The sequence below is a fragment of the Roseovarius faecimaris genome (genome assembly GCF_009762325.1).
Classification (GTDB): Bacteria; Pseudomonadota; Alphaproteobacteria; order Rhodobacterales; family Rhodobacteraceae; genus Roseovarius; species Roseovarius faecimaris.
In genome coordinates this window covers 3,846,678-3,858,679 of sequence record NZ_CP034348.1, presented here as the reverse complement: position 1 = coordinate 3,858,679, position 12,002 = coordinate 3,846,678, and the positions used below count along the sequence as shown (strand labels likewise).

The 12,002-nt window shown below is 62.6% G+C and carries 12 protein-coding genes; 6 read left to right on the top strand and 6 right to left on the bottom strand.

Annotation, left to right across the window (positions count from 1 at the left end; genetic code table 11):
* Positions 1-488: 488 nt before the first annotated feature.
* The 3 genes from rpsT to mutM all read right to left on the bottom strand — a co-directional run bounded on the left by rpsT (position 489) and on the right by mutM (position 2,660).
* Positions 489-752, bottom strand: coding sequence for a 30S ribosomal protein S20 (gene rpsT / locus EI983_RS19175; protein ID WP_157708935.1), 264 nt, complete (start codon positions 750-752; stop codon positions 489-491).
* A 215-nt stretch (positions 753-967) separates the two neighbouring features.
* On the bottom strand, positions 968-1,744 hold the full coding sequence (locus EI983_RS19170) for an enoyl-CoA hydratase (RefSeq protein ID WP_157708934.1): 777 nt from the start codon (positions 1,742-1,744) through the stop codon (positions 968-970).
* Between the two features lie 64 nt (positions 1,745-1,808).
* The gene (gene mutM, locus EI983_RS19165; protein WP_157708933.1) at positions 1,809-2,660 is read right to left on the bottom strand and encodes a bifunctional DNA-formamidopyrimidine glycosylase/DNA-(apurinic or apyrimidinic site) lyase; all 852 of its coding nucleotides are present in this window, start codon (positions 2,658-2,660) and stop codon (positions 1,809-1,811) included.
* A gap of 98 nt (positions 2,661-2,758) precedes the next feature.
* Here mutM and ubiE point away from each other — a divergent pair, with 98 nt between their 5' ends.
* The 4 genes from ubiE (at position 2,759) to EI983_RS19145 (ending at position 7,970) form a co-directional block, all read left to right on the top strand.
* Positions 2,759-3,502 carry a bifunctional demethylmenaquinone methyltransferase/2-methoxy-6-polyprenyl-1,4-benzoquinol methylase UbiE gene (gene ubiE / locus EI983_RS19160; protein WP_157708932.1) on the top strand — a complete coding sequence of 248 codons (744 nt, stop codon included), beginning with the start codon at positions 2,759-2,761 and terminating at the stop codon, positions 3,500-3,502.
* 3 nt (positions 3,503-3,505) lie between these two features.
* The gene (gene ubiB / locus EI983_RS19155) at positions 3,506-5,038 is read left to right on the top strand and encodes a 2-polyprenylphenol 6-hydroxylase (protein WP_157708931.1); all 1,533 of its coding nucleotides are present in this window, start codon (positions 3,506-3,508) and stop codon (positions 5,036-5,038) included.
* Between the two features lie 134 nt (positions 5,039-5,172).
* Complete coding sequence (locus EI983_RS19150; protein WP_343038619.1) at positions 5,173-7,287, top strand: YjbH domain-containing protein; 2,115 nt, start codon at positions 5,173-5,175, stop codon at positions 7,285-7,287.
* 2 nt (positions 7,288-7,289) lie between these two features.
* The gene (locus EI983_RS19145) at positions 7,290-7,970 is read left to right on the top strand and encodes a YjbF family lipoprotein (RefSeq protein ID WP_157708929.1); all 681 of its coding nucleotides are present in this window, start codon (positions 7,290-7,292) and stop codon (positions 7,968-7,970) included.
* A gap of 185 nt (positions 7,971-8,155) precedes the next feature.
* Here the strand turns inward: EI983_RS19145 and EI983_RS19140 are convergent, their stop codons facing one another.
* The 3 genes from EI983_RS19140 to EI983_RS19130 all read right to left on the bottom strand — a co-directional run bounded on the left by EI983_RS19140 (position 8,156) and on the right by EI983_RS19130 (position 10,247).
* Positions 8,156-8,398, bottom strand: a complete 243-nt coding sequence (locus EI983_RS19140; RefSeq protein ID WP_157708928.1) for a hypothetical protein — start codon at positions 8,396-8,398, stop codon at positions 8,156-8,158.
* Between the two features lie 402 nt (positions 8,399-8,800).
* A complete protein-coding gene (locus EI983_RS19135; RefSeq protein WP_157708927.1) occupies positions 8,801-9,475 on the bottom strand; it encodes a flagellar hook capping FlgD N-terminal domain-containing protein in 675 nt (224 codons plus the stop codon).
* A gap of 10 nt (positions 9,476-9,485) precedes the next feature.
* A complete protein-coding gene (locus EI983_RS19130) occupies positions 9,486-10,247 on the bottom strand; it encodes a flagellar hook-length control protein FliK (RefSeq protein ID WP_157708926.1) in 762 nt (253 codons plus the stop codon).
* A gap of 1,062 nt (positions 10,248-11,309) precedes the next feature.
* Between EI983_RS19130 and EI983_RS19125 the strand changes: the two genes are divergently transcribed.
* Positions 11,310-11,546, top strand: a complete 237-nt coding sequence (locus tag EI983_RS19125) for a rod-binding protein (protein WP_157709166.1) — start codon at positions 11,310-11,312, stop codon at positions 11,544-11,546.
* Positions 11,539-11,898 (top strand): flagellar protein FlgN, encoded by a 360-nt coding sequence (locus EI983_RS19120; RefSeq protein WP_157708925.1) that lies wholly within the window; start codon positions 11,539-11,541, stop codon positions 11,896-11,898. Before EI983_RS19125 ends, EI983_RS19120 begins: the two co-directional genes overlap by 8 nt.
* The last annotated feature ends 104 nt before the right edge of the window (positions 11,899-12,002 follow it).

The following is a 12,002-nucleotide window of genomic DNA, read 5'->3' as shown; positions in this document are numbered from 1 at the left end:
TCCACCCTGTTCCACGACTTATCTGTTCATTCCGCCTGGCGCCTGACGGCACCGCCCCTCAGTGCGATGGTTCACGGATAAGGATGACAGACACGAACCGTTCGTTCGCCCAAACAGGCGGCGCAACAGGTCCTCATCAATCTGTCGAGCACACATGCCAGCGACATTATTAACAGGCGCATCCGTCCCCATTGGGATGCTGCCCAGATGTCATGTGACATGCGCGCCAGTAGAACATGGCAAGAATTTTGGCGCCGCAAGCAAAGGGCCGACGCTTTTCAGCCCCTCATTCGCGCCTCCTGCCTGTCCCCCCAAGCGTGAATCGCCTGAGGAAACTAGCAAGCGTTTTGCGGACCGGGCAACCGATCATTGCTCTTGACACGAGCTTTGGTGAAAAAGAATCTCTCGGCCCAATTTTTTATGGCCCTGAACGCAAAAAGGCACCTGCGTTCAGGTGCCTTTTTCATCAATACGTTATCGGCTTTTCCTTAGCCGAGGGCCTTAACGCGGGCACTCAGGCGCGACATTTTGCGCGCGGCGGTGTTTTTGTGGAAGACGCCTTTGGTCACACCGCGCATCAGCTCGGGCTGAGCGGCACGCAGGGCCGAGGTTGCGGCATCTTTGTCACCCGAGGCGATCGCCTCTTCGACTTTGCGCAGGAAGGTACGGATGCGCGACCGGCGCGCTTTGTTGACGGCAAGACGGCGCTCGTTCTGGCGGGCGCGTTTCTTGGACTGGGGCGAATTTGCCATTTTGAATCTAACCTTTCATCGGGTCATGTCTGTTATGTCTTTGCACGTCAGCAAACCCGAACCGGCAGGTCATCAACCGGGGTGATTCTGGCCAGAGCGGGCCGCACGCGCATATCTGACGCGGCGTATAGGGCAGTTTGGCCAAAATGGAAAGGGGGAAGTGCGGTGACAGGTAAGGTGCGTGAGATCACGCACCCTACGTCTGTTTGTCACATCTATTTGTCGCGGAACTGCGGCTCGCGCTTTTCGATGAAGGCGGCCATGCCTTCCTTCTGATCCTCAGTGGCGAAGAGCGAGTGGAAGACGCGCCGTTCGAAGAGGAGCCCCTCGGCCAGCGTTGTTTCGTAGGAGCGGTTGACCGCTTCCTTCACCGCCATGGTGGTGATCATCGACTTCTCGGCGATCTTGGCGGCGGCCGACATGGCCTCTTCCATCAGTTTCTTGGCGGGCACCACGCGGCTGACCAGCCCGGACCGTTCGGCCTCTTCGGCATCCATGAAGCGGCCCGTCAGGTTCATGTCCATCGCCTTGGATTTGCCGATGAACCGCGTCAGCCGCTGCGAGCCGCCCATCCCGGCCATGACGCCCAGATTGATCTCGGGCTGGCCGAACTTGGCGGTGTCCGAGCAGATGATGAAATCGCACATCATGGCCAGCTCGCACCCGCCGCCCAGGGCATAGCCCGACACGGCGGCAATGATCGGCTTGCGGATGCGCAGAATGGCCGAAGGTTCATCCGCGAAAAGATCGCCCAGGAAGACCTCGGTGAAGGTCTTTTCAGACATCATCTTGATATCGGCCCCGGCGGCGAACGCCTTTTCCGAGCCGGTGATGACGATGCACCGCACCTTGTCATTCTCCTGCGCCTCTTGCAGCGCATGGGCCAGCTCTCCGAGGAGCTGGTCATTCAGCGCATTCATGGCATCAGGGCGGTTCAGGGTAACGAGGGCAACGTGGTCTGCTACTTCGACGATGATCGTCTCATAGGCCATTTGGTTTGCTTCCGGTTGTTGCTGTTCGGGGGGAATCAATAGCACCGTGGGAATACGGTTCAACCTATCTTTGGCACTTGACACAATAGAAACTGGAGCGCCCCGACTGAACGATGCGGCGCACGGTCCCGGCGCAACCGTCATGGCGGCAGGGCTGGCCCTCGCGGTCATAGACATCGAAGCGGTGCTGGAAATATCCAAGCTCTCCATCGGTTTGGCGGAAATCGCGCAAGGACGACCCGCCTGCATCGATCGCCTCGGCAATCACGTCGCGGATGATGGGCACAAGGGCGGCGACGCGCGAGGCGGAAATCTGCCCGGCACGGCGGCGGGGAGAGATGCGGGCCCGGAAGAGCGCCTCACAGACATAGATATTGCCCAGTCCCGCGACGATTCGCTGATCCAGCAGCGCGGATTTGATGGGGGTGTTTTTGCCCCTCAGGGCGGCGGTCAGGTAGGGTTCGCTGAAGCTGTTTCCCAGGGGTTCCGGCCCAAGCTTGGCGAGGAGCGGGTGCGCCTCGGCGGTGGCGGTCGGCATCAGGTCCATCGCGCCAAAGCGGCGGGGGTCGTTGAAGGTGATGCGCGCGCCGGTCTCCATATGCAGGACGACATGGTCATGCTTCTCTGGTGCGGGGTGGTCATGCACGAACCGGCCCAGCGGGTCGCCCGAGATCAGCATCCGCCCGGACATGCCCAGATGAATAAGCAGCGTCTCGCCCGAGCTGAGATCGGCCAGGATGTATTTGGAGCGCCGCCGCAGGCCCAGCACGCGCTGCCCGGCCAACCGCGCGGCCATATGCGGCGGAAAGGGCCAGCGCAGGTCCGGGCGATTGACGTCCGCCCGGGCGATCACCTGCCCCTCCATCACCGGGGCCAGGCCACGGCGGACGGTTTCAACCTCGGGGAGTTCGGGCATTGAGGGTCCTTCTGCGACTAAAGGGGCGCATTGTATCCCCCCATCAGCGCCCTATAAGAAGGTCAGAGATCATGATCGGCAAGGCCAGTGAGCGGAATATGAGCGAGAAAACCACCCATTTCGGATTTGAGACGGTCCCTGAGTCGGAAAAGGCCGGGCGGGTGAAGGGCGTGTTTGGCTCGGTGGCATCGAAATATGACGTGATGAACGACGCCATGAGCCTGGGCATTCACCGGATCTGGAAGGATGCGATGATGGACTGGCTGGCGCCGCGTCCGGGGCAGAAGCTGCTGGATGTGGCGGGGGGCACGGGGGACATCTCGTTCCGGTTTCTGGAGCGCGCGGGCGCGGGGCATGCGACGGTGCTGGATCTGACCGAGCCGATGCTGATCGAAGGGCGCAAGCGGGCCGAGGCGGAGAGCCTGTCGGACAGTCTGGACTGGATCGTTGGCGACGCGATGGCACTGCCGTTTGAAGATAACACGTTCGATGTTTACACGATCAGCTTTGGCATCCGGAATGTGACCCGCCCGCAGGAGGCCCTGAACGAGGCGTTTCGGGTGCTGAAGCCCGGCGGACGGCTGATGGTGCTTGAGTTCTCCCAGATCCCGAATGAGCTGATGCAGAAGGTGTATGACCTTTACAGTTTCAACATCATTCCACGCATGGGGCAGGCGATTGCAGGCGACAAGGACAGCTATCAGTACCTTGTCGAGTCTATTCGCAAATTCCCCGATCAGGAGACCTTCCTGAGCATGGTGCGGCAGGCCGGGTTCGAGAATGCCAAGTACCGCAATCTGAGCATGGGCATCGCCTGTCTGCACTCCGGCTGGAAGATCTGAGCCATGCGCGGGCCGCATAATATCCTGCGCCTGATCCGTACGGGCGCCACGCTGGAACGCACCGGCGCGATGGGCCTGATCATGGATGCGATGGACGCGCCGCCCCTGGTGCGCGGCACGCTCAGGTTTCTGGCCTGGCCGTTTCAGTGGCTGGGCTATCGCGGCGACCCTAAGCAGCCGCCCGCCCTGCGCGCCCTGTCGGCACTGGGGCCGGCCTATATCAAGTTCGGTCAGGTGCTGTCGACACGGCCCGATCTGGTGGGGGATGACCTGGCAACGGAACTGCGGGTCTTGCAGGACAAGCTGCCGCCGTTTCCGACCTCTGTGGCCAAGGACAGTATCAGCCAGGCGCTGGGCCGCCCGGTGGAAGAGTTGTTCGATGCCTTCAGCGAGCCAGTCGCGGCGGCCTCGATCGCGCAGGTGCACAAGGCGCGCCACCGCGAGACCGGGCGGGATGTGGCCGTGAAGGTGCTGCGGCCGCATATCGAACGGGCGTTTCGCAAGGATATCGACGCGTTTTACTTTGCCGCACGGGTGATCGAGTTTCTGTCGCCCGCATCGCGGCGACTCAGACCCACGGATGTGATCGCGCATTTCGAGGGCGTGGTGATGGGCGAGCTCGACCTGCGGCTGGAGGCGTCTTCGGCCAGTGAGTTTGCCGCGAACACCTCGGACGATCCGGGGTTTCAGCTTCCGGAGATCGAATGGCATCTGTCCAGCCGCCGCGTTCTGACCATGGGCTGGGCCGATGGGGTGCCACTGGGCGATAATGTGGCGCTCGATGCGGCGGGGCATGACCGCGTGGCGCTGGGCGAGCGGGTGTTGCAGCTCTTTCTCAGCCATGCGCTGCGCGACGGGTATTTCCACGCCGACATGCATCAGGGCAACCTGAAGGTCGCCGCCAATGGCGATCTGATTGCCTATGATTTCGGGATTATGGGCCATATCGACGAATACACCCGCCGGGTCTATGCCGAGATCCTCTATGGCTTCATCAAGCGCGATTACCGCCGGGTGGCGGAGGTGCATTTTGAAGCCGGTTACGTGCCTGCCGACCGCGATGTGGACGAATTTGCCCGGGCGCTGAGGGCGGTGGGTGAGCCGATCTTCGGGATGGACGCCACCAAGATCAGCATGGGCAGTCTTCTGACTTATCTGTTTGAAGTGACCGAGCGTTTCGGGATGGAAACCCGCACCGAGCTGATCCTTTTGCAGCGGACGATGGTGGTGGTGGAGGGTGTCGCGCGCTCGCTCAACCCCGAGATCAACATCTGGAAGGTCGCCCGGCCCGTGGTGGAAAACTACATCAAGCAGAGCATCGGGCCCGCGGCACTGGTGCGTGACCTTGGCAAGACGATGATGGTGCTGTCGCGTTATGGGCCGCGCCTGCCGATGATCGTGGAGAATGCCCTGATCCAGCATTCCTCGCCCCCGCCTGCCCCGGCCCCGCGCAATGGCCGCAAGACGGCGGCGCTTCTGATCGTCGGGGCGGCGCTGGGCGGGGGTATCTGCGCCGCAATTCTGGCGCTGATCTGACGCCCGGCACGCCCGGATCGTCACCAATTTGTAACAACACCCCGCTTCGCTGACTTTGCGTCATCCCGCCGTTGTTCCCCACGGATGAATTGTCTAGACTGCCGCCAAGAACAGACGTGGTGGGAGCTCTCCTCGTGACCCGGACGACCAGCAAGATTGCACTGACAGCGGCCGCATTGGCCTGGCCCGTCGCCGCGGTGCCGGAAAACCTGACGACGACGCTAACCAATACATATGGTACGCCCAGCGGGCTTATCGACATGCCAACGGCCGAAATGGCGCCCGATGCCCAGCTTGGCACCACCTTCGCCTATTTCGACGGGGCATCCAAAACCACGCTGACCTTTCAGCTGACCCCGCGCCTGACCGGCAGTTTCCGCTATGCGGGCACGGACAACCTGACGCCGCAGTTTTCCACCTATTACGACCGCAGTTTCGACCTGCGTTTCAGGGTCTTCAACGAAACGGACTGGACGCCTGCGGTGGCCGTGGGCCTGCAGGATTTTGTCGGCACCGGGCTTTTGGGTGGGGAATACATCGTCGCCACCAAATCCATCGGCGACCGTCTGCGCGTGACGGGCGGTGTCGGCTGGGGCCGGCTGGGCAGCTATAACAGCTTTGGCAACACCGGAACACGGCCCGGGTTCAACCCGCTGTCGACGGGGGGGGATTTTTCGGTCGATGACTGGTTCCGCGGCGATTATTCGTTCTTTGGCGGGGCGAGCTTCGATGTGACCGACAAGCTTAGCTTTAGCGCGGAATATTCCTCGGACGCTTATGATCAGGAGGTCGGCGCGGGGATATTCGAGCGCAAGACGCCGTGGAACTTCGGGGCAAGCTACAAGATCACCGATGATGTGCATCTGAGCGCCTATTCGCTTCATGGCTCGGAATTCGGGGCGCGGATCAACCTGACGCTCAATCCGAAAAACGCCCCTGCGCCGGGCGGGGCCGAGGGCGCGCCCATGCCCGTGGCGGTGCGTGCGCCGGGGTCGGCCGCCGATCTGGGCTGGACCACAGAGCCCGGCAATGTGGATGTGATCACCCGTTCGGTCGACAAGAGCCTCGATCGCGACGGGATTGACCTGGACGGTATCTCGGTCAGCGGGCGCACCGCGCATGTGCGCATCCGCAATGAGACCTATGACGCCGGGGCGCAGGCCCTTGGCCGGACGCTGCGCAATCTGAGCCGGACGTTGCCCGCCTCGGTCGAGACGATCCATGTGACGCAGATGACCAAGGGTATCCCGGCCAGCACGATAACCATCAGCCGGTCGCAGCTTGAGCGGCTGGAGAATGAGCCCGCCGCAAGCGCGCTGGCGGCCGCCACGTTCAGCGATACGCTGCGCTTTTCGGATTTCCCCGATGCGCTGCCGGGGCTCTATCCGAAATTCAACTGGTCGCTCGGGCCCTATGTGCGCACCAGTTTCTTTGATCCGAGCGAGCCTGTGCGCGCCGATGCGGGCGTGCGCCTGAAGGCGTCTTATGAGTTTGGCGGGGGCTGGATTGCGCAGGGTTCGCTTTCGCAGAAGCTGGTGGGCAACCTCGATGAGATCAACCAGATCAACAACTCGGTGCTGCCGCGGGTGCGGTCCGATGCGCAGCTTTACGTGCGCACGGATGAGCCGGTGATCGACAATCTGACACTGGCCAAATATTTCCGCCCGGCAGAGAACCTCTATGGCCGGGTCACGGTGGGCTATCTGGAGAGCATGTATGCCGGGGTGTCGGCCGAAATGCTCTGGAAGCCGGTGAACAGCCGCCTCGCCTTCGGGGTGGAGGCCAACTATGTCGAGCCGCGCGAGTTTGATCAGCTTCTGGGCTTCCGGTCGCGCACCACGCCGGGCGGGGTGATCCCGCGGGCGAGCGGGCATGTCTCGGCCTATTACGACTTTGGCAACGGCTTTCACGGGCAGGTGGATGCAGGGCGGTACCTGGCCGGAGATTGGGGCGCGACGGTCGCGCTTGACCGGGAGTTTGCGAACGGCTGGAAGGTCGGCGCCTACATGACCAAAACCGATGTTTCGGCAGCCGAGTTTGGCGAAGGGTCGTTTGACAAAGGGATCCGCCTGACGATCCCGCTGTCCTGGGCGCTTGGTACGCCGACGCAGAAAACCTCCAGCATAACGCTCAAGCCGATCACGCGTGACGGCGGCGCGCGGCTGTCTGTACAGGGGCGGCTTTACGAAACCATCCGCGATTCGCACGAGCCCGAGATCGCGAAGAGCTGGGGCAAGTTCTGGAGATGAACGTGACACGATTTCTTTACCTGACCTCCGCTCTTGTGGCGGGCCTGGCCCTGGCGGGCTGCTCCAACGGGCGCAAGGATGTGGATGCCCTGAGCTTCCTGAAATCCGCGACCGCGCCCAAGACGGCTGTGGTGGTTGAAGACCCGGCGCAGGTGCAGGTGGCGGTGAATGAGGCGCTGAACGTGCTGGATGGCCCGCTGGCCCTGGCCACGTTCGAGAAGACCAACAACAACGTGATCCTGCGCCAGATCGCCAGCAACGGTCCCTACCGGACCTGGACGAGCTGGACGAAAGATACCGAGCGGCGCAGCATCACCACGCGCAACGGGTTGATCACGGCCACGCGCGGGCTTCGCAATGACCTGATGTCGTCGGATGTCGATCAGACGCTGGCGCTGGTGTCGTCCCGGTCGTCGGGAAATGCCACGCGGGTGCAGCGTTACCTCGATGGCGAGAATCAGATTGTCGAGATGCGTGCGCAGTGCAGCATCAGCCGGGGCGCCTCGACGCGGGTGCGGGTGGGCGCGATTGACCGGATGACCGTCGAGATGACCGAGAATTGTCAGTCCGGTGACCGCACGTTCCGCAATATCTATCGGGTCGATGGATCGGGCCGTGTGGTGCAATCGGTCCAGTGGCTGAGCGATTTTTACGGGCTCACCGTGGTTCAGACCCTGCGTTAAGACCCAGAACACCCCTTTCAACCAACGATAGCCCGCGTGTCCAGGCGCGTGGGTCAAGGGCGTCGTTGCCCGGCAAGGCGCGTTTTCAAAGCACCGATTCGCAGCACAAAAAGAAGCGGCCTGGTCACAACTGGACCAGGCCGTTCTATTCCGTCAACGGATCGTCGGGCTTACGCCCGGTCGGATCAGTTGTTGGTGGTCGTGGTGATCGGGTCGTCGCTGTCGCTTGCAGCGGCTGCGATCAGAGCAGCAGCAGCAACGCCTGCGATCACGGCACCAGCACCACCACCCAGGCTACCGCTGGACCCAGCGGGAACCGCGGGAGCGATATAGGGATCTTCGGGCTCTTCCAGCGTGCCAGCCAGTGCCGAAGTTGCGGAAGCAGCCATCATGGCGGCAACAGCAGCAATCGTGGTAATCTTTTTCATCACATTCTCCAAACCGGTATTTTGAGATCCTTAGACCCCGTTGATATAGGATCGGTGGGACTATTGCATAAGTAGAAACAGTTTAAAACCCAGTTTTTCATTGGAAAATCCCGATAGACGTGAACTTGCGCAAATATGCCACATATTTGGCAATCTCCTGATAAATAAGGGGAATATCCGAAGGAGGCAGGGTTTTTTATGCATATGCAGCATAATTCAGTTAGCGGAAACATGCGTATGGCCAAAAAAAATGCGCGGAATGCCGTTTTCACTTGCAGCAATTCGGCTTGATTCTGATCGACCAAGTCGCCTGATCCATGGTCCGGATCGGTGTCAGCGTGGAAAAGATGCGTCTAACCAGGCTGTTACGCCACGCCTGAGCGGCCCGGTGAAGGCATGATTTCAGGGGGCCGACTCGCTCAGTCCGAGAATCTGGGAGGCGGCCACAACCTGCCCTCCCTCCATCACCAGCGTCGGTACGCCCGCATCATTTCGGGCCTCGACGATCAATGAATGTACCTCGACCGGGGTTGTCGCGATGGTTTGCCCGGCGGAAAAACTTTCAACACTCAAATCATAGGTGCCATAGGGCAGCGGCGTTCCGTCGGCGAGCGTTCCGGCCCAGTCAAACGCGCCAGATCCGGTCGGAACCGATTGGCGCGCCACCTCCGCACCCTGTTCATTGCGCACCACCAGCTCGGCCGTGTCGGCCAGGCTGTCGGGCCGAAGGGTCAGCGTGACGGGCGCGCCGTCAAACACCACCGGCATTTCGGCACGGGCCTGCATCCCGACCCAGCCAGAGAGCTGCGCCACACTGAGCGCGCCGACCTGCGCGCCGAGATTGGTAAGCAGGGAGTTGGTGAGCACCTGTTGCTCCACCGTTGAGAACTGCGCGAGCTGAACGGCGAAATCCGTCGCTTCCACGGGGTTGAGCGGGTCCTGATTTTCCATCTGTACGGTGAGCATCTTGATGAAGGTCTCGAAATCCGAGCTGATGACCGTGCTGCCCTGATCGCTGGCCGGTGCCGTCTGCCCGGTGGCGAAGGGGTTGGTCGATTGGGTTGATCCGATATCCATGAGCTGCCTTTCAAACGCGGATGTCGACCCGGTCAGACATGGTCAGACCGATCGAAGGACGGGGGAGAGGGGTACCCTCTCCGGGGGCGAGCGGGTGTTCACGGGACCCCTCAACATGCGGTCCTGCTTCATTCGCGGGGCCCTGATCGGACGATTGCCGGGAAAAGGAAAACTGCGCTTCACCATATCCGATGGAATGGAACTCCTGCGCCAGCTGCTCTGCATGTCGGCGCAGGAGATCCAGCGTCTCACCGCGGTCCGCGACGACATGCACCAGAACGACACCATCGGAGGGCTGCAGGCTGATCTTGACGCGGCCAAGTTCGGCCGGGTTCAGCGAGAGGTCGATCGTGGGGTTTGGCCCGCCGCGCTGAATGGCCCCCGCGATCTGCGCGGCAATATGGGGTGGCGTGCCAGGACGCTGTAGATGGCCCGCGGCGACGGGGCGCAGCGGCGCAGTGCCAGGCTCCGCCGAAAGCCGAAGCTCATCCACCTGCAGGGGCCCGTCACCCGCAGGGTCACGGGCTGCGGCGGGGGTGGGCACCAGGGAGGGCGCACCGCTTGCCGCGCCTTGCAACGAGAGGGTGGCAGGCTGCGCCTGGGCGACATGCTGCGTCGCTTGCTGCGCCTGCACCTCCACCGCAACGGACATGCCTTTTGGATCGCCGTTCAGGGCCGCGTTGGGGGCCGCATGCAGGGCCGCCAGCAGTCGCCCGGCCTGCCCGGGCTGCCAGGAGTCGCCCGGCTGTCTTTGCTCGGGAGCGGCCTGCATGACCTGGCCCGGAGCGGTCAGACGAGGCGCGGCGTCCGGTGCGCCCTGCGGCCCGGGAGGCGCCGATAACGGGCTGGCATGACCGCCAGCAGGTGCAGAGAACGTATTTTGATTCAGATTGTTGCGCACAGTTTCCCGCGCCGTTTCAAGACCGGGGCGCACATCTGGATCGGCCTGCACCATCTGGCGATCGGCCGGGTTCATAGCGGTCAATGGCTCCGGGCCGGGGGGCGCTGATGAGGGGGGTCGGGGGCTGTATGGCTCTTGCGAGGGCAGCGTTACATTGGCCTGGGCGGCGACCTGTGCGGTGGCGACCCGGGGCGGCGCGAGCTGTTGCGACCGGGTGTTTCCCGGGGTGGCGCCGGTGCGTGTCAGCCCGGGAGTATCCGCTGACCGGGCCTTGGCGGGCAGATCGGGGCGATCTGGCAATTCGGAGCGCGGTACGCTGCGATCGTTGTCTGCCTGCGCGGCGGGCCGGGACGGATGGCCCTGAGCATGGGCCGGGGGCGATGTTTGCGCCGCCAGGACGGGTTGCGCGGGATCGGCGGGCGTTGTGCGGACCGCGGGGGCGGCATCGGAATGCTCACCACGCATGGGCAGAGCTGCCACGGATTGAGGCGGTGCCTCCCCCTCTGCCAATACCCTATCTGAATCGGAGTCGGAGGCGACCGGGTGCGGCCCGGTCTCAGCCTCATCTTCCGTCACCGCTTCGGCCGGGTCCGGATGCGCGGGATCGTCCGGGTCCGCGGGCGGCAGCACCTCTTCCGCGAGCAGGTCGGCAAAGTTTGCCCTGCCCTGGCCACTCGCCCCCGCATCACGAGACGCGTGGGCCTGGTCGGGATACGCGGCCAATGACGGCGTGTCCGGGCGTATGAGCTTAGGGACAGAGAGAGATATCTGCTGCATTCGAGCCTCCGGGAATTCTTCCGTTCAGGGCAGAATGGCAGACACGAGTTACTGGTTCTTTACCGATTTGCGGTCAAATACACCCGAGTTTCTGCAATTCGAGGTATTCCGGTGACCGATCTTTTACCCCTTCCCCCCGTCCCCGCCACGGCGCGCATGGTGCCCCGGCTCGATGCCCGCGCCGCTGCCGAGAAGCTGGAAGCGACGTTTCTGGCCGAGATGCTGAAATCCGCCGGGCTTGGCACGCAGCCGAACAGCTTCAGCGGCGGGGTGGGCGAGGATCAGTTCGCGTCGTTTCATCGTCAGGCGCTGGCCGAGGCCATGGTGCGCCGGGGCGGAATCGGACTGGCCGAAAGTTTTTACAAAGCGATGATGGAGACGAAAGATGACTGATCCGACCCCGCAAAATCTGATCGACCAGCTGGACGGTCTTCTCGATGTCGAACGCCGGGCGCTGCTGAACGGAGAGCTCGACGCCATCGCCGCGATTGCAGAAGAGAAGGAGCAGCTGATCGACGCGCTGAACGCCATTCAGCCGGAACAGCAACCCCCTTTGAAAGACCTGCAGAGCAAGGTGGCGCGCAATCAGGTGCTGTTGGACGGCGCGCTGCAGGGGATTCGCAAGGTCGCGGCCCGGCTGGCGGCCCTTCGCCGGATCCGCCGGACTCTGGAGACGTATGACGCCGCCGGGCGCAAACAGACCATTCAGGGCGAGGTGGACCACAAGGTTGAGAAGCGCGCCTGAAGATTTGTCTTAAATGCCCGGGAGTTGGTCCGGCGCATTTCATGTTCCATTAGCATTTTCCGGTTCATCCTGAGCCTGCATCTGAAATCGGGTGGCGCGCCGCG